The 25,836-nt window shown below is 57.3% G+C and carries 28 protein-coding genes; 19 read left to right on the plus strand and 9 right to left on the minus strand.

What is annotated here, in order from left to right; all coding sequences use genetic code 11:
* Positions 1 to 30: 30 nt before the first annotated feature.
* From whiA to cls, 5 genes are all read left to right on the plus strand, one after another.
* Positions 31 to 924, plus strand: a complete 894-nt coding sequence (gene whiA, locus ACTNB1_RS02050; protein WP_441167609.1) for a DNA-binding protein WhiA — start codon at positions 31 to 33, stop codon at positions 922 to 924.
* A complete protein-coding gene (locus tag ACTNB1_RS02055) occupies positions 924 to 1,379 on the plus strand; it encodes a hypothetical protein (RefSeq protein WP_441167610.1) in 456 nt (151 codons plus the stop codon). Before whiA ends, ACTNB1_RS02055 begins: the two co-directional genes overlap by 1 nt.
* Positions 1,380 to 1,482: 103 nt before the next feature.
* The gene (locus ACTNB1_RS02060) at positions 1,483 to 1,764 is read left to right on the plus strand and encodes a hypothetical protein (RefSeq protein ID WP_441167611.1); all 282 of its coding nucleotides are present in this window, start codon (positions 1,483 to 1,485) and stop codon (positions 1,762 to 1,764) included.
* 45 nt (positions 1,765 to 1,809) lie between these two features.
* A complete protein-coding gene (locus ACTNB1_RS02065) occupies positions 1,810 to 5,289 on the plus strand; it encodes a DNA polymerase III subunit alpha (protein WP_441167612.1) in 3,480 nt (1,159 codons plus the stop codon).
* Between the two features lie 10 nt (positions 5,290 to 5,299).
* A complete protein-coding gene (cls, locus tag ACTNB1_RS02070) occupies positions 5,300 to 6,844 on the plus strand; it encodes a cardiolipin synthase (RefSeq protein WP_441167613.1) in 1,545 nt (514 codons plus the stop codon).
* 47 nt (positions 6,845 to 6,891) lie between these two features.
* On the opposite strand, the gene ypeB is transcribed toward cls, so the two are convergent.
* Both ypeB and gltX read right to left on the minus strand, forming a co-directional pair.
* A complete protein-coding gene (gene ypeB / locus ACTNB1_RS02075) occupies positions 6,892 to 8,253 on the minus strand; it encodes a germination protein YpeB (protein WP_441167614.1) in 1,362 nt (453 codons plus the stop codon).
* 56 nt (positions 8,254 to 8,309) lie between these two features.
* Positions 8,310 to 9,794 (minus strand): glutamate--tRNA ligase, encoded by a 1,485-nt coding sequence (gltX, locus tag ACTNB1_RS02080; protein ID WP_441167615.1) that lies wholly within the window; start codon positions 9,792 to 9,794, stop codon positions 8,310 to 8,312.
* 155 nt (positions 9,795 to 9,949) lie between these two features.
* On the opposite strand from gltX, the gene trpS reads away from it, so the two are divergent.
* From trpS to ACTNB1_RS02100, 4 genes are read left to right on the plus strand one after another with little or no spacing between them, the layout of a single operon-like run.
* A complete protein-coding gene (gene trpS, locus ACTNB1_RS02085) occupies positions 9,950 to 10,951 on the plus strand; it encodes a tryptophan--tRNA ligase (protein WP_441167616.1) in 1,002 nt (333 codons plus the stop codon).
* A 20-nt stretch (positions 10,952 to 10,971) separates the two neighbouring features.
* On the plus strand, positions 10,972 to 12,075 hold the full coding sequence (locus ACTNB1_RS02090; RefSeq protein ID WP_441167617.1) for an MraY family glycosyltransferase: 1,104 nt from the start codon (positions 10,972 to 10,974) through the stop codon (positions 12,073 to 12,075).
* On the plus strand, positions 12,072 to 13,220 hold the full coding sequence (gene wecB / locus ACTNB1_RS02095) for a non-hydrolyzing UDP-N-acetylglucosamine 2-epimerase (protein ID WP_441167618.1): 1,149 nt from the start codon (positions 12,072 to 12,074) through the stop codon (positions 13,218 to 13,220). The genes ACTNB1_RS02090 and wecB overlap by 4 nt, the downstream gene beginning before the upstream one ends.
* 36 nt (positions 13,221 to 13,256) lie before the next feature.
* Positions 13,257 to 14,018: a hypothetical protein gene (locus ACTNB1_RS02100; protein ID WP_441167619.1), complete on the plus strand. Its 762-nt coding sequence runs from the start codon at positions 13,257 to 13,259 to the stop codon at positions 14,016 to 14,018.
* A gap of 1 nt (position 14,019) precedes the next feature.
* Here the strand turns inward: ACTNB1_RS02100 and ACTNB1_RS02105 are convergent, their stop codons facing one another.
* From ACTNB1_RS02105 to ACTNB1_RS02115, 3 genes are read right to left on the minus strand one after another with little or no spacing between them, the layout of a single operon-like run.
* A complete protein-coding gene (locus ACTNB1_RS02105) occupies positions 14,020 to 14,289 on the minus strand; it encodes a hypothetical protein (RefSeq protein ID WP_441167620.1) in 270 nt (89 codons plus the stop codon).
* Entirely contained in the window at positions 14,282 to 14,671 is a 390-nt protein-coding gene (locus ACTNB1_RS02110; RefSeq protein WP_441167621.1) for a hypothetical protein, read from the minus strand. The genes ACTNB1_RS02105 and ACTNB1_RS02110 overlap by 8 nt, the downstream gene beginning before the upstream one ends.
* A 36-nt stretch (positions 14,672 to 14,707) precedes the next feature.
* A complete protein-coding gene (locus ACTNB1_RS02115; protein WP_441167622.1) occupies positions 14,708 to 14,995 on the minus strand; it encodes a hypothetical protein in 288 nt (95 codons plus the stop codon).
* Between the two features lie 73 nt (positions 14,996 to 15,068).
* Between ACTNB1_RS02115 and ACTNB1_RS02120 the strand changes: the two genes are divergently transcribed.
* Both ACTNB1_RS02120 and ACTNB1_RS02125 read left to right on the plus strand, forming a co-directional pair.
* Complete coding sequence (locus ACTNB1_RS02120; protein WP_441167623.1) at positions 15,069 to 15,536, plus strand: metallophosphoesterase; 468 nt, start codon at positions 15,069 to 15,071, stop codon at positions 15,534 to 15,536.
* A gap of 18 nt (positions 15,537 to 15,554) precedes the next feature.
* Positions 15,555 to 16,331, plus strand: a complete 777-nt coding sequence (locus tag ACTNB1_RS02125) for a type III pantothenate kinase (RefSeq protein ID WP_441167624.1) — start codon at positions 15,555 to 15,557, stop codon at positions 16,329 to 16,331.
* A gap of 40 nt (positions 16,332 to 16,371) precedes the next feature.
* Here ACTNB1_RS02125 and ACTNB1_RS02130 read toward each other — a convergent pair whose 3' ends face one another.
* The 4 genes from ACTNB1_RS02130 to tsaE form a co-directional block, all read right to left on the minus strand.
* Complete coding sequence (locus ACTNB1_RS02130; RefSeq protein WP_441167625.1) at positions 16,372 to 16,818, minus strand: low molecular weight protein-tyrosine-phosphatase; 447 nt, start codon at positions 16,816 to 16,818, stop codon at positions 16,372 to 16,374.
* 75 nt (positions 16,819 to 16,893) lie between these two features.
* Entirely contained in the window at positions 16,894 to 17,523 is a 630-nt protein-coding gene (gene upp, locus ACTNB1_RS02135) for a uracil phosphoribosyltransferase (RefSeq protein WP_441167737.1), read from the minus strand.
* 10 nt (positions 17,524 to 17,533) lie between these two features.
* Positions 17,534 to 18,244 carry a tRNA (adenosine(37)-N6)-threonylcarbamoyltransferase complex dimerization subunit type 1 TsaB gene (gene tsaB, locus ACTNB1_RS02140; protein WP_441167626.1) on the minus strand — a complete coding sequence of 237 codons (711 nt, stop codon included), beginning with the start codon at positions 18,242 to 18,244 and terminating at the stop codon, positions 17,534 to 17,536.
* Complete coding sequence (tsaE, locus tag ACTNB1_RS02145) at positions 18,241 to 18,669, minus strand: tRNA (adenosine(37)-N6)-threonylcarbamoyltransferase complex ATPase subunit type 1 TsaE (protein ID WP_441167627.1); 429 nt, start codon at positions 18,667 to 18,669, stop codon at positions 18,241 to 18,243. Before tsaE ends, tsaB begins: the two co-directional genes overlap by 4 nt.
* A 107-nt stretch (positions 18,670 to 18,776) precedes the next feature.
* On the opposite strand from tsaE, the gene ACTNB1_RS02150 reads away from it, so the two are divergent.
* The 8 genes from ACTNB1_RS02150 (at position 18,777) to ACTNB1_RS02185 (ending at position 25,811) form a co-directional block, all read left to right on the plus strand.
* A complete protein-coding gene (locus ACTNB1_RS02150; protein ID WP_441167628.1) occupies positions 18,777 to 19,973 on the plus strand; it encodes an FtsW/RodA/SpoVE family cell cycle protein in 1,197 nt (398 codons plus the stop codon).
* A 79-nt stretch (positions 19,974 to 20,052) separates the two neighbouring features.
* Positions 20,053 to 21,327: an EF-P 5-aminopentanol modification-associated protein YfmF gene (gene yfmF, locus ACTNB1_RS02155; protein ID WP_441167629.1), complete on the plus strand. Its 1,275-nt coding sequence runs from the start codon at positions 20,053 to 20,055 to the stop codon at positions 21,325 to 21,327.
* 4 nt (positions 21,328 to 21,331) lie between these two features.
* A complete protein-coding gene (yfmH, locus tag ACTNB1_RS02160) occupies positions 21,332 to 22,609 on the plus strand; it encodes an EF-P 5-aminopentanol modification-associated protein YfmH (RefSeq protein WP_441167630.1) in 1,278 nt (425 codons plus the stop codon).
* Entirely contained in the window at positions 22,609 to 23,673 is a 1,065-nt protein-coding gene (gene lgt, locus ACTNB1_RS02165) for a prolipoprotein diacylglyceryl transferase (RefSeq protein WP_441167631.1), read from the plus strand. Before yfmH ends, lgt begins: the two co-directional genes overlap by 1 nt.
* 117 nt (positions 23,674 to 23,790) lie before the next feature.
* Positions 23,791 to 24,705, plus strand: coding sequence for a stage III sporulation protein AB (locus tag ACTNB1_RS02170; RefSeq protein WP_441167632.1), 915 nt, complete (start codon positions 23,791 to 23,793; stop codon positions 24,703 to 24,705).
* Positions 24,699 to 25,211, plus strand: a complete 513-nt coding sequence (locus ACTNB1_RS02175; protein ID WP_441167633.1) for a stage III sporulation protein AB — start codon at positions 24,699 to 24,701, stop codon at positions 25,209 to 25,211. The genes ACTNB1_RS02170 and ACTNB1_RS02175 overlap by 7 nt, the downstream gene beginning before the upstream one ends.
* Before the next feature lie 13 nt (positions 25,212 to 25,224).
* The gene (gene spoIIIAC, locus ACTNB1_RS02180; protein ID WP_130868194.1) at positions 25,225 to 25,419 is read left to right on the plus strand and encodes a stage III sporulation protein AC; all 195 of its coding nucleotides are present in this window, start codon (positions 25,225 to 25,227) and stop codon (positions 25,417 to 25,419) included.
* A gap of 5 nt (positions 25,420 to 25,424) precedes the next feature.
* On the plus strand, positions 25,425 to 25,811 hold the full coding sequence (locus ACTNB1_RS02185; protein WP_441167738.1) for a SpoIIIAC/SpoIIIAD family protein: 387 nt from the start codon (positions 25,425 to 25,427) through the stop codon (positions 25,809 to 25,811).
* Positions 25,812 to 25,836 lie beyond the last annotated feature (25 nt).

Here is a 25,836-nt window from a genome sequence, read left to right on the forward strand (position 1 = left end):
GGGGCGCTGCCGCCGGCCTGGAGGGAACTTATGTCCTTTTCATCCGACGTGAAAGCCGAACTGTGCCGGACGGCCTTGTCCCGGCGGTGCTGCGCCCAGGCGGAAGCCTACGGTGTGCTGCTTTACTGCGGCCAATTTGATGCCCGCCAGGTGCGTATCACCACCGAATCTGCCGATTTTGCCGCTAGACTGCCTGCCTTGTTCAAGAAGGCTTTTCAGATGCAGTTTGACCGGGTGCCAGAGGAGGGAGCGGGCAAGCTGATCTTCACCCTGACGTCAGCAGACAAGCTGTCTGTGCTGGGGGATACCTTCGGCTATCATCCGGCGGAATCTCTGGCCCACCACATCAATTTTGCGGTGCTGGAGGAGGACCACTGCCGTACTGCCTTCCTCCGGGGCGCTTTCCTGGCGGGAGGTTCCGTGACCGATCCCTCCAAGCGCTACCATCTGGAACTGGCAACTCCTCACCTCAGTGTCAGCCGGGAACTGCAGGCTCTGATGCAGGAGGCGGGCTTCAGTCCCAAGGAGAGCTGCCGCAAAGCCAACTATATCACCTACTTTAAGCAGAGCGAAGCCATTGAGGACTTCCTGACATCCATCGGCGCCCCTGTGGCAGCTATGGAGCTGATGAATGCCAAGGCGGAGAAGGACCTGCGGGGGAGCATCAACCGCCGGGTGAACTGCGACGCTGCAAATTTGGATAAGGCGGTGGAGGCGGCTCAGAGCCAGATCGAGGCCATCTACCGTCTGGAGGAGCGAGGTATGCTGGAGGAGCTGCCCGACAAGCTGAAGGAGGCGGTGGACCTGCGGATGGCCCACCCCGAGCTGACCCTCACCCAGCTGGCGGAGCTATGCGATCCGCCGGTGAGCAAATCTGCCTTCAATCATCGGCTGCGCAAACTGATGTCCCTGGCAGAGAAATGATGAAACGAGAGAAACCAATCGTCCTTCGCCCATCAGCGGAAGGGCTGATGCTCAGACTTTTGCTGCCGGGATTTTTCCTGGTTGTTGTGCTGGCCGCTGCAGTGGTGCTTGCCCGCCTCGGCCTGTGCCTTTTAACATTGTGTCTGTTGGCAATGCTGATTCTGCATTACATCCTGAGCGGCAGGCATGAGATTCGTTTTGAAAAGCAAGAGGCCATTGAGCAAACCGCATTTACGTCCTATCATTATTCCTATGAAGGCGCTGAGGTTCTGCTTCGCCGCAGCTGGACCACGGCTATGGGAAGATGTGCAGGCGGGCTGAGCCGGACGGCTATATCCCTCCGCCGCAAGGGAAAGGTCCTGCTGACTGTCCCGGTAGGCTGGGGTCCGCCTGAGGAGTTGGACCGTGCGGTGCGGTTTCTGGAATGCCTGCCAATTCCCAAACATTATCTGTAAAACACACACCCTATGTTATTTGATAAGCACTTCCATAGGCAAGGGTACGGTAGTTTAGAAAAGGCTGTTTTTATCGTGCATGTGAAAACCAGAGGTGAAGTTAATGAAGGTCAGACGCAGGTGGATTCTTATTCCCGTAATATCTACATGCCTGCTGATCATTGCGATATGGCTGCCGTACCTGACCGGTGGGGCGGCCTGGAGTATACCGCTGCTGGTGGTGCTGGCGGTGGTGGACTGTGTCTGCTTCATCGTCAGTAATCAAAAGCTGCGTTGCCCCGCCTGCGGTGAGCCGCTGCGTGGGATCCTCCATCGCTATTTGTTTCAGCAGGAGCGCGGCTACTATTGTTCTGGTTGCGGTCAGTACATTGAAATCGTTAAATAAAGATCCCGTTTTAGATTTTGTTCTTATTTACCCAAGGAGGTACCTATGTCATTTGTCCACCTGCATGTCCATACCGAGTTTTCCCTGCTGGACGGTGCCTGCCGCATCCCGCTGCTGGTGAAGCGGGTGAAAGAGCTGGGGCAGCCTGCCGTTGCCATCACCGACCACGGGGTGATGTACGGTGTGGTGGACTTTTATAAGGCCTGCAAAGCCGAGGGCATTAAACCCATCATTGGATGCGAGGTCTATGTGGCCCCACGTGGCCGCACCGACCGTGTCCATGAGCTGGACGCATCCATGTATCACCTGATCCTCCTGTGCCGCAATGAGGAGGGTTATCGTAACCTGTGCTATTTGGACTCCTGCGCCTTTACTGAAGGCTTTTATATCAAGCCCCGTATCGACAAGGAGCTGCTGCGGCAGCACGCCGGAGGCCTCATCGCTCTGTCCGCCTGCCAGTCGGGAGAGGTGCCCCGGCGCATTCTGGCAGGTGACTACGCCGGAGCTAAAGCTATTGCCCTGGAAATGCGGGAGCTGTTCGGGGAGGACGGCTATTATCTGGAGCTTCAGGACCACAACCTGCCCAACGATCCCGCCATTAACCAGGGCCTGATCCGGATCCACCAGGAGACTGGCATTCCTCTGGTGGTGACCAATGATGCCCACTATCTCCGCCGCGAGGATGCTCAGATGCAGGATACCCTCATGTGCATCCAGATGGGCAAGACGGTGGACGATCCCAACCGCCTGAAAATGGAGACCAGCGAGCTCTATGTCAAATCCACTGAGGAGATGGCCGCTCTCTTTCCAGAGTACCCAGAGGCGGTAGAGAACACCCTGAAGATTGCGGAACTGTGCAACATGGATTTTCAATTCGGTACCTACCACTTGCCGGAATTTAAGCTGCCGGAGGGGTATACCGACGGAGATGCCTATTTTCAAAAATTGTGTGAAGAGGGCTATGCCAGGCGCTATCCCGACGATCCGGAGGGCTTCCGGGACCGGTTGGCCTATGAGATGGGAGTTATCCGACAGATGGGGTTTGTGGACTACTTCCTCATTGTGTCAGACTTTATCGGCTACGCCAAGAGCCAGGGTATTCCGGTAGGTCCTGGCCGGGGCTCTGCAGCGGGCTCCATGGTGGCCTACTGCATGAACATTACCGATGTGGACCCCATGAAGTACTCCCTGTACTTTGAACGCTTCCTGAACCCGGAGCGGGTCACCATGCCCGATATCGACATTGACTTCTGCATCCGCCGCCGGCAGGAGGTCATCGAGTACGTTCAGCGGAAATACGGGGAGGACCACGTGGCCCAGATTGTCACCTTTGGTACCATGGCGGCCCGGGGCGCTATCCGGGACGTAGGCCGGGCCCTGAACATCCCCTATGCCGACGTGGATGCGGTGGCCAAGCAGGTGCCCAGCGGGCCCGGTGCTCTCCATATCACCCTGGACGAGGCCCTGAAGCTGTCCAAGCCTCTGCGGGATCTCTACGAGGGTGACGGCCGGGTAAAGGAACTCATCGACACCGCTAAGGCCATCGAGGGCATGCCCCGCCATGCCTCCACCCATGCCGCCGGTGTGGTCATCACCCGCAGGCCGGTGATGGACTATGTGCCCCTGGCGAAAAACGACGAATCGGTGGTCACCCAGTATGTAATGACCACCCTGGAAGAACTGGGCCTGCTGAAAATGGACTTTCTGGGCCTGCGTAACCTGACCATCCTGGATGACACCGTAAAGCTGGTCCAAAAGAGCAGGCCTGGCTTTACACTGGCCGACATCCCGGACAATGACCCGGAAGTATTTAAAATGCTGTCCGACGGCCATACCCCCGGTGTGTTCCAGATGGAATCCGCCGGTATGACCGGTGTGTGTGTGGGCCTCAAGCCCCACAATATTGAGGACATTACCGCTATTATCGCCCTCTACCGGCCGGGCCCCATGGAGTCCATACCCAGGTTCATTGCCTGCAAGCATAACCCGGATAAGGTCAAGTACAGACATCCGGCGCTGGAGCCCATCCTGTCGGTAACCTACGGCTGTATCGTCTATCAGGAGCAGGTCATCGAGATCTTCCGCCGCCTGGCAGGGTATACCATGGGACAGGCTGATATGGTGCGCCGTGCCATTTCCAAAAAGAAAAAGGCTCAGATCGAGAAGGAACGGCAGACCTTTGTCCACGGCGATCCGGAGCGGGGTATCGTGGGCTGTATCGCCAACGGCATTCCCCAGCAGACCGCCGAGGATATCTATGACGAGATCGAGGCTTTTGCCCAATACGCCTTCAACAAGGCCCACGCGGTGAGTTATGCCATCGTGGCCTATCACACCGCCTGGTTCAAATGTCACTACACAAAGGAGTACATGGCCGCCCTTCTGACCTCTGTGCTGGATTCCAGCGAAAAGGTGGCGGAGTATATCGCCGAGTGCAAGGACTGTGGCATCCAGCTTCTGCCTCCGGATATCAATGAGTCAGGTGCGGACTTCACTGTGGCGGGTGACCACATCCGCTTCGGCCTGGTGGCAGTGAAGGGTGTAGGCCGCGGATTTATAAATGCTGTGCTGGCAGAACGTGAAAAGGGCGGGGCCTTTACAAGCTTTCCTGACTTTTGCCAGCGCATGTTCAGTGCCGACTTGAACAAAAGGGTGCTGGAGAACCTCATTAAATGCGGTGCCTTTGACAGCATGGGGGTGTATCGCTCCCGGTTATTGGACGCCTACGAGTCTCTGGTAGATACGATTGCCCAGAATAAGCGCAAGAATCTGGAGGGGCAGTTTGATTTGTTCGGCGGGGGAGGGGACGAACCTCAGAGCGCGCCGGAGCTGCACCTGAAGAATATCCCGGAGTTCTCCCGCCGGGAGCTGATGACCATGGAGAAGGAGACCACCGGACTTTATCTGTCCGGCCACCCAATGGACGAATATCGCGATCTGGTCAAGCAGTGTAAAGCTGTTTCCATTGGTAGCATTCTTACCGATTTTGACCAGGACGGCGGTCCCACCAAATTCCGTGACGAGCAGCGGGTGAAGATTGCGGGAGTGATCGCTACGGTCCGTACCAAGACCACCCGGAACAATACCTTGATGGCCTATGTGACGGTAGAGGATGACAGCGGTTCCATGGAAATGCTGGTGTTTGCCCGAACATTAGGCGAGTGCGGATCCTACCTGAAGGAGAACATGCCCATCCTGGCCGAGGGGCGGATCTCTGTTCGTGATGAAAAGGCGCCTCAGCTCATGTGCGACAGAGTGGCGCCGCTGGAGCAGGTAAAAGATGGCGTGAAGCTGTCTGGGGCAGGCGGTGAGCGGGCAAAATGCCTGTATATCCGTATACCCGGCCTGTCCGATCCCAGATGGGAGAAAATCAAACTGATCCTGACGATGTTCCCCGGCACGGAGCAGCTGAAGATCCGCTGCGAGGACACCGGCAAGCTGCTGGGCACCCCGTGTCTGGTCCACGACGCCTTGGTACAGGAGCTGATCGAGCTTCTGGGTCAGGAAAACGTGGCTGTCCGCTAGGAGGCGTTGTATGAACATCAAGAAACTGGCATCCATTCTGTTTCAGCGACGAGTGATTGTAGGCCTGCTGATCCTGCTGCAATCTTTGGCGCTGCTGTCCACAACTCTGCTGTTTTCCTGGGCGTATTTCTATCTTTATTGGGCCTATGTGATCCTCTCTGTGCTGGCTGTATTGATTATTGTCAGCCGTCAGACTGATCCGGGCTACAAGATCGCCTGGATCATACCAATCTTGCTCTTTCCGGCTTTTGGCTGGCTGGTCTATCTGCTGTGCGGCGGAAACCGCATGTCTGCCCATCAGCGCCGGAAAATGCAGAGTGTGGACCACACGATGCGCAAGCAGCTAGAGCGCGATTTTAAAGCGGACGAGCTCTCCGGCTTTGGAACGGACGCGGTGAACCAGGCACGCTATGTGGAGCAGTATGCACGCTGTCCGGTCTATACCAATACCTATACCCGGTACTTTCCTCTGGGTGACGACGTCTTTCCTGTCATGTTGGAGGAGCTGAAAAAGGCACAGCGGTATATTTTCCTCGAATATTTCATCATCAGCCCCGGCGTTTTCTGGGACTCAGTGGTGGAGATCCTGAAGGAAAAGCATGCTGCCGGAGTGGATGTACGGGTGATCTATGATGATGTGGGTTCCCTGAATACCCTTCCCATGAACTATGCGAAAAAATTTGAGGCGGAAACCGGTATCCCATGTTGTTTTTTTAATCGGTTTAAGCCTGTGATTTCCATCCGGATGAACAACCGCGACCACCGGAAGTTCTGCATCATTGACGGCCACACCGCTTTTACCGGAGGCATCAACCTGGCCGACGAATATATCAACCAGCTTCCCCGGTTTGGTCACTGGAAGGACAGCGCGATCCTGGTGAAAGGGGAAGCGGCCTGGAGCATGACCGTAATGTTCCTTACCATGTGGGAATACGTTCGGGAGGTCAAGGTGGACTATGATGCCCTGCGTCCCACTTCCTTGCCGGCCGAAGCCGCTCTGGGGAATGGGTTCTTTGTCCAGCCCTACACGGACAACCCCTTGGATAATGAGGCGGTAGGGGAGACAGTATATCTGAACATGATCTCCAAGGCAGAGCGATATGTGTATGTCATGACGCCTTACCTTATCATCAGCGACAGTGTAAATACCGCTCTGTGCAACGCTGCAAAATCCGGGGTGGACGTGCGCATCATGACGCCCCACATCCCGGACAAGCCTCTGGTGTTTGAGTTGACCCGCTCCCACTACGAGCCTCTGCTGGAGGCAGGCGTGCAGATATTTGAATATACGCCTGGCTTTGTCCATGCCAAGAACATGGTGGTAGATGATGTATACGCGGTGGTGGGTTCCATTAACATGGATTACCGCAGCATGTTCCTCCACTTTGAGGACGCTGTGTGGCTGTGTCACGACCCTACTGTAAAGGATGTAAAGGCAGATTTCCTGTCAACTCAGATCAAGTGTCAGCCCGTTACTCTGGAGCAGTGCCTGGCCCATTCCTGGCCCAGACGCCTGTTCCGTTCCATCCTGCGGGTTATGGGCCCGCTGCTTTAAGCAAAAAGAAGACTTGCCGCTCAAAGCGGCAGGTCTTCTTTTTGAATTCATATGACCAGTGTCCCTGACTCGTCCTCCAAGAGCAGTAGGATACGTTCTTGATTTCCGGTCTGGGCATTAACATAGATCAACACGTGACTGCCGTTGCTGCTTTGACATTTGAACTCATGGCAGAGCACCTCATATTCGCCGCCGGTAGGGATGACGGCCAGCTGCGTGCTCAGAACCTCGAGGCTGTCCGGCACCTGTTCCGCGGCCTGTTCAGAGGATACTGCAGGGGCAGAGAGCTCCCGGGCACCGTGATTCATCAGATAACCATGGGCCTCAAAGCCTACTACATCCCCGGTATCCAGGGCAACCTGAACCTTCACCAGATCGGGATAGCAGTAGACGTTATCCTGCCGGGAGGCAAAATGGATAGTGAGCAGGCCGTTCTGATCAATGGCATAGCTGGGATACATATCCTGGAATCCGCGGCTGGACAAGAACTCAGCCGCACAGTCATACCCTTCCCGCCTGGAAATAGCCTGTTCGCCCACCGGCCGGGAGCTGAGCAGCTGAAGGATCTGGCCGCCTTGCTTGGTTACCTCGATATAGAGCTGGCCGCCGTCCACCATGGCAGTGAAGCCATAGGTGGGCAGGGCGCCCTCTCCGGAAGAGGTAAGGGTGAAAATATCACTGCGCAGCTCCAGAAAGGCGGCAGCTGCTTCTTTGGCGGTCTGTTCGTCTACCTGGGGCAGCCCTTCCAGCATCCTGGGGGAGCGGTTGGACAGGTGCTCAGAGAAGGGGCCGTCATAGATCAGAGAGGGCACCTCGGGAAAATCCGCCTCGGCAGTCTGAAAAGTAGAACCACTTTCCACTTGCTCTCCTTCCTGGCCTGCGGCGGTCAGTCGCTCCTGAACTTGCTCCAGACTTTCCGGCTCCAGCGTACCTGCAGTCAGGTCCTCCTGAATGCCCTGAAGGATCTCAGAGATCTGGGCAGCAGACTGAGAGAGGGACTGGAGCGTATCACGATGCTCCTGGGTACAGACCTGACCGCTCTCCACTGCTCCCGCCAAGGCCAGAGCGTAATCCCCGGTTTTGGCCAGGAAGGAGGCCGTTTGTTCCAGTTCCACATTGCCGTAGGGAAGCTCTCCCAGCGCGGATTGGGCTGCCATAGCCTTAGCATAAGTCTGGGCGCACAGCACGGAAAACAGGGCAGGAGAGGTGGCATAGGCTGCTTTCTGGAGTGACACGTCCAGCTCGCCCGCGGCCGTGGCCAGCTCCGCAAAAGCGTGCCTGTAGCTGTTATCCAGCAGCCGGCGGTATCGGGCGGCCTGGACATGTCCCTGCACTGCAAAGCCGATTGTAATGGCAAAAGCCGCTGCCAGAAATATAATGCTTAAGCGCTTGATCTGCTTTTTCTCCATGAAAAACGCCCCCTTTTACCGCTAGGTTGCGTAAAAGGGGGCGTTGTATGCCACACTTATTTTGCCAGCTGAGCAATGCCCAGATGGATGCGGCGGAGGGTTTCCTCCTTGCCCAGAATGTGGGCCAGTTCCACTGCGCCGCCGGGGGTGACCGCCTTGCCGGACAGGGCGGTGCGCACCGGCCACATGATGCGGCCGTTTTTCAGCTCCAGCTTTTCCGCCAGGCCGATGAGCGCGTCGTGAATGGCGTCATAGGTCCAGTCATTCAGGCTCTCCAGCACCGGCAACACCTGCTCCAGAGCCTCCTTGGAATTCTCTTCGTTGGTCTTCATCTTCTTGTGGCAGTACAGCTCGTTGGAGTACTCCGGAAGAGCGTCAAAGAAGTCTACCTGAGGTGCAATATCCAGCCAGGTGTCACAACGGGGCTGCACCAAGGGAGCGATCAGCTTCAGGTCGATGCCGGGGGTCTTAATGGCCTCCTTCAGGTAGGGCTCCGCGCCTTCATAGAAGGCCTCAGGGGAGAGCGCCCGGAGGTAATTGGCATTAAAGTATTTCAGCTTTTCAATATCAAAGATAGCAGGGGATTTGGAGATGCCGCCGATATCGAAAATCTCCGCCAGCTCGTTCAGGGTGAAGAACTCACGCTCGGCGTACTCGCCCCGCGGAGACCAACCCAGCAGGGTGACATAGTTTACAACAGCCTCGGACAGGTAGCCCATGGCGATCAGGTCCTCATAGGAGGGGTCACCCTTACGCTTGCTCATCTTGTTGTGCTGATCCCGCATGACGGGGGAGCAGTGGATATAGGTGGGCACGTCCCAGCCGAAGCCCTGGTACAGCAGGTTGTACTTAGGCGCGGAGGACAGGTACTCGCTGCCCCGCACCACGTGGGTGATGCCCATCAGATGGTCGTCGATGACGTTGGCAAAGTTGTAGGTGGGCAGACCGTCCCGCTTGATGAGTACCTGGTCATCCAGGGTCTTGTTCTCTACGGTGATGTCGCCGAATACAGCGTCGGAGAAGGTGGTGGAGCCCTCAGCGGGGATCTTCTGCCGGATTACATAAGGGTCGCCTGCGGCAACTCTGGCCTTGGCCTCTTCCAAACTCATGTCCCGGCAGGGGTCGGCAGCCCGATCAAAGTCGCCGGAATCCTCCTCGGACTCAGTCTTTTCGCAGAAGCAGTAGTAGGCATGTCCCTTTTCCACCAGCAGCTGGGCGTACTTGCCATAAAGGTCCCGCCGCTGGGTCTGAATATAGGGGCCCACCGGTCCGCCCAGGTCAGGACCTTCATCCCAGGTCAGACCGCACTTGCGCAGGGTATTGTAGATGACCTCGGTAGCGCCCTCCACCAGGCGGCCCTGATCGGTATCCTCAATGCGCAGGATGAATTTACCGCCATTGTGGCGGGCAATGAGCCAGGTGTACAGAGCGGTGCGCAGGTTACCCACATGCATGTAGCCTGTGGGAGAGGGGGCAAAACGGGTGCGGACGCCATCCTTGGGGATGCGGGCCTCCATCTCCTCAAACCAGTTCAGTTCCATTGGAAAAACTCCTTTTCGCAGTATTTGCGATGTTTGTCACCTTATTCTATTTTTTCTTCTTAGGATTGTCAAGGCCTCTTGGATATGATATGATAACTCAATATGGGGCATTATGCCTGAACAGCAAAAATCACGCGTAAGAGGTGTGTTTTACTATGGAAAATGAGAAGAAGGTCCTTCTCTCCGGAATCCAGCCCAGCGGAGACCTCCATTTGGGCAACTATCTGGGTGCCATCAAGAACTGGGCGGAGCTGTCCGATCAGTTTGACTGCTACTGGTTTATGGCGGATCTGCATACCATCACCGTCCGGCAAGACCCTGCAGAGCTGCGCCGCCGTACCCTGACCCAAATCGCAACCTACATCGCCTGCGGTCTGGATCCGGAGAAGAACACGATTTTTGTTCAGTCCCATGTGCATCAGCACGCCGAACTGGGCTGGGTACTGGACTGCTACACCATGTTCGGTGAGCTCTCCCGTATGACTCAGTTCAAGGACAAGTCCGCTAAGCACGCCGACAACATCAACGCCGGCCTGTTTACCTACCCCTGCCTGATGGCGGCGGACATCCTACTTTATCAGCCTGATTTCGTGCCGGTGGGTGAGGATCAGAAGCAGCATGTGGAGATCTGCCGGGACATTGCCAACCGCTTCAACCATGCCTATGGCGAGGTGTTCAAGGTGCCTCAGCCCTACATCCCCAAGGCGGGAGCCCGGGTAATGAGCCTGAATCAGCCGGATACGAAAATGAGCAAATCCATCCCCGAGGGCTGTGTGTTCCTCATGGAGAAGCCCGAGGATATCATGCGCAAGTTCAAGCGGGCCATTACCGACAGTGATACGGAGCGGTGTGTCCGGTTCGACCGGGAGCAGAAGCCCGGCGTGTCCAACTTGATGAACATTTACTCCGCCATCACCGGCAAGAGCTATGAAGAGATCGAGCAGGAGTTCGAGGGCAAAGGATACGGTGCCTTCAAGCCTGTGGTGGGCGAGGCTGTGGTGGAGTTGCTCCGGCCCATCCGGGAAGAGACCCAGCGCCTGCTGGCCGACAAGGCCTACCTGGAGAGCGTATATCGCGCTGGCGCAGAGCGGGCCTCCTACGTGGCTGAGAAGACCCTCCGAAAGGTATACAAAAAGGTGGGCTTCCTGGCCCGTTGACATAAAGGAGCATCTTTCCTATGGCGATGAATTTGAATCTACCCCTCATCGGCATCGTAGCTGCCGCCTTGGTAGTGGCTTTTGTGGTAGCCCTTATTACCACGCCGGTGGTCAGGAATCTGGCATTCAGAATGGGAGCAGTGGACGTACCGAAGGATAACCGGCGTATGCATGACCATCCCATTCCCCGAATGGGCGGCCTGGCCATTTTCCTGGGGTTTCTGCTCAGCGTACTGGTTTTTATGGATCTGACCGATCAGATGCGCGGCATGCTGCTGGGTGCGGTTATTATCGTGATCCTGGGTATTTTTGACGATATCTACAGCCTGGGAGCCAAGCTGAAGTTTCTGATTCAGATCGGAGCCGCCCTGGTAGCCGTGCTGTCGGGCAACGTAATTGATACCTTGTCCAATCCTAACGTATTTTCTCAGGACCTGTACTGGGACCTGGGTGTTCTGTCGATTCCCTTTACCGTGCTGTGGATCGTGGCTATCACCAATGCGGTAAACCTGATTGACGGACTGGATGGCCTGGCCTGCGGTGTGTCCGCCATCAGCTCCATGACCCTGCTGGTCATTTCTCTGGCTATCAGTGACGGTCCGGTTGCCATTCTGATGGCAGCCCTTACTGGCGGCTGCCTTGGCTTTCTGCCCTACAATATGAATCCAGCCAAGATTTTTATGGGGGATACCGGCTCCACCTTCCTGGGTTTTATCCTGGCGGTGGTATCCATCCAGGGCTTGTTCAAGCTGTATACCATCATTTCCTTCGCGGTGCCCTTCCTTATGCTGGGCCTGCCCATTTTTGACACCTGCTTTGCCTTTATCCGCCGCATCGCCCATGGTCAGAGCCCCATGCATGCCGATCGGAGCCACGTGCACCACCGGCTCATCGACATGGGCCTGAACCAGAAGCAGGCGGTGGCGGTGCTGTATCTGATCAGCGCTATTCTGGGCCTGTCCGCCGTGGTGCTTACCACCAGCGGCCCGGTGAAGGCCATGCTGCTGATGATGGCCCTGTGCTTCGCCGGTGCCATCGCCGGACATATCTTCCTGAGCAACAACCGGAAGGAGCGAGAGAAAGAGGCTCAGTCCGGTGAGCAGGGAGAGGAGGAAGAAAAATGAAGCCTGTTCGTGTTATGACGATTTTCGGTACCCGTCCGGAGGCCATTAAGATGGCGCCTCTGGTCAAGGAGCTGCAGAGTCGGCCGGGGATTCAGTCTATCTGCTGCGTTACCGCCCAGCACCGTCAGATGCTGGATTCCGTGCTGGACATCTTTCATCTGAAGCCGGACTATGACCTGAACATTATGGAGCCCCGCCAGACCCTGTCTACCATCACCACAAAATGCCTGCTGGGGATGGAAGGGGTACTGGAACAGGCAAAGCCCGACCTGGTGCTGGTCCACGGCGATACCTCCACTACCTTTGCCGGTGCTCTGGCTTCTTTCTACCATCAGATCATGGTGGGTCATGTGGAGGCCGGCCTGCGTACCTGGGACAAGTATTCTCCCTTCCCGGAGGAGATGAACCGGAAGCTGGTAGGCGACATCGCTGACCTGCATTTCTGCCCCACTGCGGCCAATCGGGAGAACCTGGCCCGGGAGGACATCCGTGAGGGTGTGTTTATTACCGGAAACACCGTGATCGACGCTTTGAAGACAACGGTTGTAAAGGACTATCGCTTTGCAAATGAACTCCTGAATGGATTGGACTATCAGGGGAAAAAGATCATTCTGGTGACCTGCCACCGGCGGGAAAACTATGGACAGCCCATGACCAATATCATGACCGCCCTGCGTCGGGTGGCAGATGCCTTTTCGGATGTGGAGCTGGTTTATCCCGTCCACCTGTCTCCCGTGGTGCGGGAGGCAGCAGGGAAGTACCTTTCCGGCCACGACCGCATCCATCTCATTGACCCGCTGGATGTGGAGGAGATGCATAACCTGATGGCACGGTCCTACCTGGTGATGACCGACTCCGGTGGTCTTCAGGAGGAGGCGCCGGCCCTGGGACGTCCGGTGCTTGTCCTGCGGCGCGAGACCGAGCGGCCGGAAGCGGTGGCGGCAGGAACCGTCAAGATCGCCGGTACGGAGGAGGAGACCATCTACCGTATGGCCGCTGAACTGCTGACCAACGAGACTGCCTATCACGCCATGGCCCATGCGGTCAATCCCTATGGCGACGGTCATGCCTGTGCCAGAATCGTGGATGCCATCGAGTGGAAGTTTGGCCTGCGGGACCAGGCTCCGGCGGCATTTGGCGTATAAACCGGGCAAGACTCTGGGAGAGAGGAGGGGCGCGAGATGGAACGACGCAAACGGAATATTATCGTGACCCTCATCGCTGTCATCATTGCTGTGGCAATTCTCTCTAGTTTTGGCCTGGGCATTTTTGCTCCGGATACGGCCAGGATCGAACTGCCTACGGCCGAGCCCTCCGCCTCTCCCGGCGGCGAAGAAGATGGGGATCTGGTCCGGGTAGAAGTGACTCCCCAGACTGTTCAGAACGTCATAGCTACGCTGAAGCGGCCGGAGAGCTACGGCCGAACAGTTACGATCCAGGATATTTGGGGCGAAGGGGATGCCAATCAGGGTGTTACCCAGGCCCAGGTTTGGGTAGACGCGGGATGGACCCGGACCGACGCTGTCTGGCCCGGCGGGACAGTCCGCCATTCCATTGTTGGGGATGATCAATTCTGGATCTGGTATGGTAACGATCAGGAGATCCTGAATGGGCCGGCTGACGGTTCTTCAGCGGACCTGGAAGGACAGCGCATCCCAACTTATGAGACGGTTTTGGAGTTGGATCCTGACTCTATCGCTGCTGCAGAGTATCAGGAACTGGATGGTTTGGGCTGCATCTATGTAGAAACTGTGGCTGATGATCAGGGACATGTGGCGCGCTATTGGGTAGATGATGACAGCGGGCTGCTGGCAAAGGCGGAGCAGCTAAAGGACGGTCAGGTGGTTTACCGCATGACTGCCACCGCGCTGGAACGGCCCGCGCCCTCTGACAGTTCTTTCACACTGCCTGATGGGACAGTACTGCATACAGTAACCAGATAAATCAATCCTCACCCAGCCCCAGCAGTAGGATGAGCCCCAGCGCAATGACTAATTCCATGTCATCACCATCCAGGAAGAGCAGCAGCAGGATGAGCAGCAGCAGTGCGTCTCCGGTATCAAGGGATTCCAGCTTGAGAGATTTGAGAAGACCGGAGAGCAGCCCAGACCTCCGGTCCTCTTTTTTGTCCCGCCGGGGAGGGGGAGGAGGCGTCGGCTCTGGCTCAGTAATACGGGTATAGGCAGTGCCGTTGGGAATGTAACGGTTATACATCTTCCGCCTCCTCTCTCTGCTCCCTGAAGAACTGGAAGGCAGTGCGGATCACTTTGGTCAGTCTGGCGATCCTGACGGCCTGATCCACCTTAGCTTGCCGCTCAGGGCGCAGAAAGGGCTTGAGTGCTTCCAGCAAAGCGGTTTTTCGGTCGTCACCCATGGAATAATCCGACAGCAGCCGCATGCCAAGCTGCACCAGCTTTGGATCCAATTGTCCCAAAGCAGAAAGCGGATCAGAACTGCTATCGGCAGGGGCGTCCGTCTCAATGGAAGCTCCATTCTCCTCGTCCTGACCAGAAAGTGCCTTTGCCACAGTGAGGATCTGCCCCATTGCCTGAGGATCGTTCAATATGGCGTTCAGTTTTTCTTCCAGCTCTGCCATACGATCCCCCCCTGACGGTGAAAGCGGCAGCTTATGTTATGATTTACTTTGTTCGAGTTTTTGATTGAGCTGATGAATCAGCTTGGCACCTTCCTGGCTTCCCATAACCTGTCGGACAAGGCCGGTCAGGGCCTGCGTGTCGCCTTTGGCAGCGGAGCTGGCAGCCTGTTTCAAATCTCCGCCTGCCTTCTGGTCCAGCAGTTGAATCAGACGCTGGGTGTCGGGTGCGTTTAGAATCGTTTGCAGAAGAGCTTTGTTTTTCAGCAGACCGGCAGCTTTGGGATTTTTCATCAGTTCGTCCAGATTAGACTGTGGGATACTCATACCATCAGCTCCATCTCAGTTATTTATAGTGGGTCTCAAGTCATTATATGTGCCTCAGGCGAAAGGTGATCGAATGAAACTGCTGATTTTTTCCGACTCTCACGGAAATGTGGCCAATATGGAAGATGCGGTGCGGCTTGAGCGGCCGGATCGCATTCTGCATCTGGGTGATTTGGTGCGAGATGCTCAGTCTCTGCAGGAAAAGTTTCCGGAGATTCCGGTGACTTTTGTGCCGGGCAACTGCGACGGATACCGGCCAGACCTTCCAGACCAGCGGATCTTCACCCTGGAAGGCTGTAAACTGCTGATGACCCACGGTCATATCTACCAGGTAAAAATGGGGGCTTGGGCTGCCATACGTGCGGCACGAGAGGCTGGCGCGGGGCTGTTGTTTTTCGGCCATACCCATGAGGCCTTTTGTGAGTTCCAAAATGGGTTATGGGTGGTGAACCCGGGCAGTATCGGCAGTCTGGCCCGTCCCACCTATGCTGTGGCTATTCTGGTAGAGGACGGTGCAGTATGCTATTTGAGCGACGCATAAGAAAAAGGGGGAAGCGTAATGCTGCTTGCTATCGATGTGGGTAATACCAATATGGTCCTGGGTATCTATGAGGGGAAGGAGCTGAAGGGCAGCTTCCGACTGATGACAGATGCCAATCGTACTTCTGATGAAGTGGGGCTGCTGATGTATCAGTATTTCCAGCGGTTCGGCGTGGAGCTGGATCAGCTGGAGGATGTTGTGATCGGCTCTGTGGTACCCCAGGTGATGCACACCCTGTCCAACGCGGTAAAGAAATATCTGGGCAAGGTACCTCTGGTCATTGACGAGGACTTGGATCCCAGGCTGCCCTATATTCCCTGTGACAGTGACGAGCGGTTAGGTCCCGACCGGGCGGTGGCTGATATCGCCGCCATTGAGAAATACGGTGCACCTCTGATTGTGCTGGACTTTGGTACGGCTACTACGCTTGATGCAGTGAGCGCCGAAGGTGTGTATCTGGGTGGCTGCATTACCGCCGGTGTGCGGGTGTCCATCGACGGCCTGTTCCAGAAGACCGCCTTGCTGCCTCGGGTGGAGCTGGTAAAACCGGATACGGTACTGAGCACTACTGCCGTGGGTCAGATCCAGGCCGGGGCAGTGATGGGCTACATCGGTGCTATGGAGTACCTGATCCGTCAGGCCAAGGAAGAGATGGGCGGGGGAGATATTAAGGTAATCGCTACCGGTGGCCTGGCCCGGATGGTGGCGGACAATACAGACCTGATCGATGTGGTGGATCCGCAGCTGGTCTTGGACGGCCTGCGTATCATCTACGAACGGGAGAAGAACAGATAAAAGAAAGACCGTTCCTCTGATGGGAACGGTCTTTTTGATGTTACAACTGGCGGAGCAGTCCCTGACAGCCTTCCAGCACGTCCGTCCAGGTAGCTTCAAAATCGCCGGTATACCACGGGTCGGCCACTTCACCAGGACGATCGGTATAGTCCAGCAGTAGGTGAAGTTTCCGGCCGGGATCATCAGGAAAGAGGCGGCGCATGTTTCGCAGATTTGCCTGGTCCATGCCAATCAGCAGATCCCAGTATTCATAATCATGCTTCGTTAACTGACGGGCGGTTTTGCCAGAACAAGCGATACCGTGCTGGGCCAGTTTTCGCCGGGCGGGAGGGTAAACGGGATTGCCGATCTCCTCGCTGCTGGTAGCGGCAGAGGCGATCTCAAATTCTGACTCGCGTCCCGCTTTGCGCACCAGATCCTTCATCACAAACTCAGCCATGGGGCTTCGGCAGATATTGCCGTGGCACACGAAAAGTATTTTTATCATCTTGCCTGTCCCTTTCTTCAGAAGATAGATAAAAAGCGGACCTCCCGACTGGGAGGTCCGCCGTTGCATCAGTCCTTACTTAGTGCCGAAAATGCGGTCGCCAGCATCGCCCAGGCCGGGGACGATATAGCCGTGGTCGTTGAGCTTTTCATCCAGAGCGGCACAGTAGATGTCCACGTCGGGATGATCGTGCTGCACGCGCTGGATGCCTTCGGGCGCGGCGATGATGTTCATCAGCTTGATGTGCTTGACCTCGTAGTTTTTGATGAATTGAATGGCAGCGGAGGCAGAGCCGCCAGTGGCCAGCATGGGATCCAGAATGATGACATCACGGTCAGCGATATCGGTGGGCATCTTGCAGTAGTACTCTACCGGCTCCAGAGTGTCAGGATCCCGATACAGACCGATATGGCCCACCTTAGCGGAGGGAATCAGAGTCAGGATGCCGTCCACCATACCGAGACCAGCCCGCAGGACGGGGACGATGGCCAGCTTCTTGCCAGCGATGGTCTTGAATTTGGCGGTAGTGATGGGGGTCTTGATCTCCACTTCCTCCATGGGCAGATCCCGGGTAGCCTCATAGCACATGAGGGTGGCAATCTCAGAGACCACCTGACGGAAGTCCTTGACTCCGGTAGTCTCATCCCGGAGGATGGTCAGCTTGTGCTGCAGCAGCGGATGATCCAGAATGTGTACTTTTTCCATATCCATGACGCTATTCCCCTTTGTTTTGTTCTTTTGCCAGCCGCTCCCGTTCAGCCTGGGAGAGCCGGTGATAGTTGGGCGCCAGGCCCGAGGCATCGGTCAGTTCCCCACGCCGGGCCAACTCCAGAGCACACCGAGCCACGCCCCACGCACTCTGGAATTGCAGGTGGGGGGGCGCCAGCCGGACGTCCAGCCCCAGTTCCTTGAGGGTAGTATAGCATAAAACCGCGCCGTCTCCAACCAGAATTTGCGGATTTCCGCTGTTTTTTAATTCGGCGGCCAAATCCTCCAGAGCAATGGCACGGTCGGGGCACAGCCGGACCAGCCGCGTACCATCACTGGCGAAGCGGGCATTATAGACCTGATGCCGCCTGGCATCCATGACAGCGCAGATCTCCAGACCGGTATGAGCCAGTGTCCAGGCCATGGACTCCAGGGTGGAGCAGGCCGCGCAGGGTTTTTGACCCGGCCAGGCCAGACCCTTGGCTGCGGCGACACCAATGCGCAGGCCGGTAAAAGATCCCGGCCCGGCGGCCACAGCGATCACATCCACATCTTCCAAAGTCATGCCGCAGTTGGAGAGCAGGGAGGTGGTCATGGGCATCAGTGTAACGGAATGAGTGAGGGCGTTATTCTGAAAAGACTGAGCGATCAGCTTTTCATCCTCACACAACGCCGCAGAGCAGGCAACGGCAGAGGATTCCAGAGCCAGGATTTTCATGCGTCAGGACCTCCTGTAATGGTAATGAGCCGCTGGTTGTCATCTGCGCCCCGGCGGATATCCACCCGGATTACATGCCCCTCCAGCGCGTCGTCTATGATTTCACTCCACTCCACAGCGCACACGCCGCCTCGGGCCAGATAGTCCTCCCAGCCGATGTCAAACAGTTCATCGGAGGAGCCCAGGCGGTACATGTCGAAGTGGAAGAGAGGCAGGCGTCCGCCCTCATATTCATTGACGATGGTAAATGTGGGACTGGTGACCCGCTCCTGAACACCCAACCCCCTGGCCAATCCACGAGTGAAGGCGGTTTTGCCCGCCCCCAGATCACCGGTAAATGCTATGATATCGCCGGGAGAAAGTTGGGCCGCAAGGTCTGCGCCCAACTGTTCGGTCTCCGTCGGAGAATTGGAGATAACTTCCATACAGCACCTCAAATGTAAAGAATCGCTTAATTATTATAACACAGCCGTTTACCAAACGCAAAAAAGATGGTAAACTAAGTTGATTTCCAAAGAAGGGGGGCGGGGCCTTGTCCTGGTTTATTGACTCCATACGGGCTTTTTTGGACCGGGGCGACCGGCTGTTGCTGGCTTTTTGCCTGGCTGCCAGTGGGTTTGGCCTGGTTCTGATTTACAGCGCCACCCGCTGGATGGAGCCTTCCGCCGGCCTGCGCTGCATGCTGGTACAGTCGGTGGCCATCATATTGGGTGTGCTGGTTTATATTCTTATGTCTTCGGTGGACATTGAGCTGTTTACCGAAAAATCCTGGAAGCTGCTGTTCCTTTTTTCCCTGGGTATCAATCTGCTGCTGTTTACCCCTCTGGGCACCGGCGCGGAGGAGACGGGCAACAACAGCTGGCTGGATATTCCCGGCTTTCCGGTAAATCTCCAGCCTGCGGAGCTGGCGAAGCTTACCTTTGTGCTGCTGTTGGCCTGGCAGATGAACCGGCTGAAGGAAAAGGGGATCAGCCGCCCTGATTCCGTTTTCCAGATCGCGGGCCATACCCTGTTTATGTTCGCACTGATTGCAGTGACCTCAGGAGATTTCGGTATGGGCCTGACCTATCTGCTGATCTTTGCGGTGATGGCCTGGGCCGGCGGCGTGAAGAAGCGCTGGTTTCTGATTGGTATCGTACTTTGTGCGGCAGCAGTAATTCTGATATGGCCCCATATCAGTGACAAATATTTTGCCAAGCGTTTTACTGTGGTCATTGATCATATCACGGGCAATCCTAATACTGTGTACGAGCAGACTCAGGAAGCTGGCTGGCAGCAGACACGCAGTATTTTGGCTATCGGCAGCGGTGGGCTCACCGGTATGGGGTATCTGCAGGGAATCCAAACCCAAAGCAAGTCGGAATCCAGCCTCCCCGCTCGCCACACCGACGAGATCTTCGCCGTCTGTGGAGAGGAGTTTGGACTGGTGGGCTGCTGCCTGCTGCTGTTTTTGCTGGCGCTCATTATCCTGCGGTGCATCTGGGTGGCCCGCCGGGCCTGCTCGTCCCAGAGCGCTTTCATCGCTATGGGATACGCCGGCATGCTTATGGCCCAGGTAGGGGTCAATGTCGGTATGTGCCTGTATATCTTCCCAGTGGTAGGACTTACCTTGCCTTTTATCAGCTATGGCGGTTCTTCTATCGTTACGATGTTTGCCGCCATGGGCATTGTATCAAGTATCAAAATGCGCTCTCTGCCCAGTTGGCTGCGGGACCGAAGTCAACTGTAAAGGATATTGCAATCATGTGCATAGCTGTGTCCAAATGTGACAGGCTATGTTGGCAGGAAGAAAGGATGGATCTGAATTCATGAAGGTCACACAGATCACGCTGCGCCCCGGCGTCCAGCTGACGGCGGTGCAGACGAAGAAGTTTAAATCCAGCACGCTGGCCGTGCGCTTTTTGACCCCGCTGTCGGAAGAGGATGCCTCACGCAATGCGCTGGTGCCCATGGTGCTCCGGCGCGGCACGGTAGAGCATCCAGATATGGAATCCCTCTCCGCGGCTTTAGACGAGCTGTACGGTGGTTCTCTGGAGCCTCTGGTCCGCAAAAAAGGCGAGACCCAGTGTGTGGGCTTTGCCGGCAGCTTCCTGGATGACGCCTACGCCCTGGAAGGGGAGAAGGTATTGGAGCCTGCGGCAGAGCTGATGGCAGAGGTACTCCTGAAGCCCTACACCCAGGATGGTGCTTTCTGCCCGGACTATACCCGCCAGGAAAAGGACAACCTGATCGACCGCATCCGGGCCCAGGTCAACGATAAGCGCCAGTACGCCCAGATCCGGGTGGTGGCTGAGATGTGCGGGGATGAGCCCTTCGGTGTGGACCGGCTGGGCAGCGAGGCCAACGCTCAGGCTATCGATGCCAAGGCACTCTGGGAGCAGTACCAGAAGCTGCTGCGCACCGCACGGGTGGAGCTCTACTACTGTGGTTCTGCTGACCCTGAGCGGGTGCAGGCTGCCTTTGCACCTATCGTGAACGGCCTGCCCGAGGGTGGGGAGCGGATGGCCGTGGTGCGTCCGGCCAAAAAGAAGGCTCCCAAGCATCCTCGCCGGGTAGAGGAGTCTCTGGATGTGACCCAGGGCAAGCTGGCTATGGGCTTCCGCACCAACGCCGATGCTTGGGACGAGCAGTACCCTGCCCTGACTCTGGTAAACGCCATCTACGGTGGGACCACTACCTCCAAGCTGTTCATGAATGTACGGGAGAAACTGTCCCTGTGCTACTATGCCAGTTCTGGCCTGATGAAGTACAAGGACGTGATGTTGGTTTCCTCCGGGGTGGAGTTTGACAAGGTGGGTCAGGCAGAGGGCGAGATCCTGTCCCAGCTCTACAAATGTCAGACTGGCGACTTCAGTGATGACGAGATGGAATGGGCCCGCCGCTCGGTGGTAAGCACTCTGCTGACCACCCTGGACGCCCAGAGCCGTCTGGAGGACTATTGGCTGGGTCAGGCTGCGGCCGGGCTGTCGGAGGGCCCTGACCAGCTGGCCGCCCGGGTAGAACAGGTGACCCGGGAAGAAGCGGTGGCGGCCGCCCAGGATCTGATCCTGGATACCGTCTATTTCCTGAAAGGCAGGGATTGAGCCTATGGTAAGCAAGCAGTACCCCCGTCTGGGGGAGACCGTGTTCCATGAAATCCTGGAAAACGGGCTCCATGTCTATGTGGATCGCCGCCGGGACTTTCAGAAGAGCTACGCCTTTTTTGCCACCAATTACGGCGGCATGGATATGCGTTTCCGGCTGGATGGAGAGTGGAAGAACACACCTGCCGGTGTGGCCCACTTCCTGGAGCATAAAATGTTCGACACCGAGGACGGCAACGCCCTCCAGGACCTGGCGGCTAACGGCGCATCACCCAACGCCTTCACCAGCTCGGCCATCACTGGCTATTTCTTTGAGAGCACGGAGAAGTTCTTTGATAATCTGAAGATCCTGCTTTCTTTTGTCTCCATCCCTTACTTCACCCAGGAGAGCGTGGACAAGGAGCAGGGCATCATCGGTCAGGAGATCCGCATGGTGGAGGACGACCCGGACAACCAGGTGTTTTATGCCCTCATGGAGTGCCTCTATGACCACCACCCCATCCGTGTGCCCATTGCCGGTACCCAGGCGTCTATCGCCAAGATCACCGCCGGAACTCTTTATTCCTGCCACAAGGCCTTCTACACCCCGGCCAACATGGTGCTCACCGTGGCGGGAGATGTGGACCCGGCCCAGGTGTGTGCCATTGCCCGGGAGATCCTGCCCAAGGAGCCCGGCCTGCCCATTGACCGGGATTACGGCGGGGAGGAGGACCTCCAGGCTGCCTGCGGGGAAAAGGAACTGACCATGGAGGTGTCCACTCCCATCTTCCAGCTGGGCTTTAAGGCCGACCCTGCCAAGCGCGGGGAGGAGTGGCTGCGCCGCACCCTGACCGGTGAACTGGCCTGCGAGGTGCTGCTGGGCAACTCCAGCCCCCTGTATGCCAAGCTGTACAATGAAGGTCTCATCAATAAGAATTTCGGCTACGGCTTTGAGCTCTATCCCGGCTGCGCCCTGATGGCGGCTGGCGGTGAGAGCAAGGATCCCCGGAAAGTGCGGGACGCCGTGCTGGCGGAAGGGGAGCGACTGGCCCGGGAGGGCGTAGATCCCGCTCTGTTCAGCCGTGTGAAAAAGGGTGTCTATGGTGCCAAGGTGCGTTCCCTCAACTCCTTTGAAAATGTGTGCATCGAACTGGCCCAGTCCCACTTTGCCGGCGTGGAGTATTTCCGCTTCCCGGAGCTGTTTGACGCCATCTCCCTGTCCGATGTAGAGGCATGCATCCGCACTTGGGTGACGCCTCAGCGGTGCGGTCTGGCCGTGGTCCGGCCGGGGGAGGCAAAATGATGGGAACCGTTTCCTTTCCCGGCCTGGGGCTGGAATTTCAGCTGAACCGGGTTGCCTTCCATGTGGGAAGCTGGCCCGTCTACTGGTATGGCATTATCATCGCCGCCGGCTTTTTGCTGGCGGTGATGTACTGCTCCCGCCAGGCTCCCAGGTTCGGCATCCGACAGGATGATATCATCGACATGCTCTTTTTTGCCGTGCCTCTGTCCATCATCGGGGCGCGGGTATATTACATCGTATTCTATCCTGAGCTCTACCGCTGTGCTGACGGTTCTTGGGACTTTGGGGCCATGGTACGGATCTGGGACGGCGGCCTTGCCATTTATGGCGGGGTTATTATGGCCATCATCACCCTGCTGGTGTTCTGCAAGGTGCGGAAGATCAAATTCCTTGCCTTTGCGGACCTGGGCTCCTACGGTATGCTCATTGGTCAGATGGTGGGCCGCTGGGGCAACTTTGTCAATATCGAGGCCCACGGCGGTCCTACTGACCTGCCCTGGCGCATGGGGATCTATCAGTATGTGGACGGTACCCGGCAGTATATGGAGGTCCATCCCACCTTTCTGTACGAGTCCCTCTGGAACCTGGTGGGCCTGCTCCTGCTGATCCGGGTAGGGAAAAAACACAGGAAATTTGACGGGCAGATCTTTTTAGGCTACCTGGCCTGGTACGGCGTGGGCCGGGGCTTTATCGAGGGCCTGCGTACCGACAGCCTGTATTTCCTGAATACCCCCATCCGGGTATCTCAGGCACTGGGATTTGCCACCGCTGCGGTGGCCATTGTCCTGCTGGTCATTCTGCTGACCCGGAAACACGATCCGGCTAAGCTGTGGGTGAATCAGATGAAGGCCCATCCCCGGCTGGTAGCTCTTGTCTATCAGGAGGGCGAGGGCGGCAAGTGGTTGGATCAGCAGAAGAAGCGGCTGGAGCGGGATTTTGCCCGCACCGAGGAATACGCCCTTCCCAAAGGCGGGGACCCGGCGGATGCGTCGGAACTGATTGACTCTTTGAAGGCTCGGAAAGACCTGGCAGAAGTGCTGGTCAAACAGGAAAAGAAGAAATGATATCTGGCCGCAGAGCGGACCCATGGAAATGGGTCCGCTCTTTTTTTCTGCTCAGGCATAAAGAGGGACGGGCTCTCATAGGATGGGTCAGACACGAAAGAAGGATGTGACGCGACCATGACAGGATATGATCCAGCCGCCCGCTGGCTGGAGGTGACAGCGCTGCTGCCGCCTCTCCTGCGGGAGAGTGCCCGGCGATTGGACGAGCCCCGGCAGGCCAGAGCGGAAGAACTGCGCCTGCGGGCGGGCAGGCCCATGGCGGCGGTATTCCCTCACGGAGAGGAGTACATACCAGGTGCGCCAGCGGTGACGCCGTCAGACCTGGAGCTGGTATTGGAGATTGCCACTAGGGCCTCCATCCACACCGCCCAGGCTCAGATCAGCAGCGGCTTTTTTACCGTCCGGGGCGGGCACCGCATCGGCATTTGCGGCAGCGGAGTGATAGAAAATGGACAGATACGGAATTTGAGAAGCATTTCCTCCCTGGCTATCCGTGTGGCCCGTGAGGTACCGGGGGCGGCTCGGCCGGTGCTGGACAAGCTGTGGCAGGAGAGACGATTCCAGAGCACCCTGGTAGTCTCGCCTCCCGGCGTTGGCAAGACTACCTTGCTGCGGGATCTCATCCGCCGCATCTCCGACGGTGACGGCTGCCCTGCCCTCCGGGTTGGGGTGGCGGACGAGCGGGGAGAGTTGGCGGCCATGCGGGAGGGAGAGGCTCAGTTCGATGTGGGGAGCCGCACCGATGTGATGGATGCCTGTCCCAAGGAGAAGGGGCTGCTGATGCTGCTGAGGGGGATGAACCCTCAGGTGCTGGCGGCGGATGAGATTACGGCTCCGGAGGACTGTCGGGCACTGGAGGTAGCCGCCAACTGCGGTGTGGCCCTGCTCTGCTCGGCACACGGGGTGGATTTGGAGGACCTGAAGACCAGACCGCTGTACCGTGACCTGCTGGACCGGCGGATTTTCCGCCGCCTGGTGGTTATCCGGAGGACAGAACGGGGCCGGGACTATCAGGTGACAGAGCTGTGCTGAGGTTAGCCGGGGCGGTCCTGCTGGCGGCGGGACCTACCGTGATCGGCTTTCACGCCGCCAGTCGTTTGGCCCGCAGACCCAGGCTGCTGCGGGAACTGGCTGCCGCTCTGGAGCAGATGGAGCGGGAGGTATCCTTCCGACTGACCCCTCTTCCGGAGCTTTTCGTCCGCCTGTCCCAGGAATACAGTGGACCGGTAGGCGCGCTCTTCGCCTGCTGTGCCCGCGACATGGACGATTTGGGTCAGCGTTCCCTGTCCCAGATCTGGCGGCAGGCTTTAACAGAGGCAACTTTGGATCTGGATAGCCGGGGACAGCGTGTCCTGGAAGAGCTGGGCGAGGTGCTTGGCCGGTACGACGGAGATGGCCTGCGGGGAGCCCTGAGGCAGACCTGCGGGGAACTGACCGCCGCGGCAGAGGAGGCAGAGCGGGAACAGGAACGAAAAGGGCGGATGGATCAGGTGCTGGGCCTGACTACAGGGGCCCTTCTGGTCATTCTTCTGATGTAGGGAGTAGGGAAGTATGAATGTAGATTTAATCTTTAAAATCGCAGCCATCGGCATCCTGATCTCAGTACTCAATCAGGTGCTTACCCGCTCGGGACGGGACGAGCAGGCCACCATGACTACCCTGGCAGGACTGGTAGTGGTGCTGATGATGGTGGTGCAGCAGATCAGTGAGCTGTTCGAGCTGGTGAAAGATCTGTTTGGATTGTGACCGCCATGGAAGTGGTGGGAAAAATGGCGGCCCTGGCTGTAGCAGCGGCTTTGTGCGCCCTGGTGGTCCGGCAGAACGCTAAAGAGGTTGGCTTGGTGCTCTCCCTGGCGGCGGGTGCCCTGATCCTGGCACAGGCTATGGGTGCCCTGGAGGCTATCCGGGCACTGATGGAGGACCTGGGTGACCGGGCGGGTCTTTCGCCGGCGGTGTTGGACCCGGTGCTGAAAACCGTAGGTATCGCGGTGCTTACCCGGATCTCGGCAGAGGTATGCCGGGACGCCAAGGAGAGCGGGATTGCGGCCTTTGTGGAGACAGCGGGGGCAGTGATGGCCCTCTATGTGGCTCTGCCGCTGATGCGGGCGGTACTGGAGACCATCGCGGAGCTGCTGTGAGCCGGGCTCGGATGTGTAAGGGAGC

This window comes from Flavonifractor sp. HCP28S3_F3 (assembly GCF_052065355.1).
Taxonomy (GTDB): domain Bacteria; phylum Bacillota; class Clostridia; order Oscillospirales; family Oscillospiraceae; genus Flavonifractor.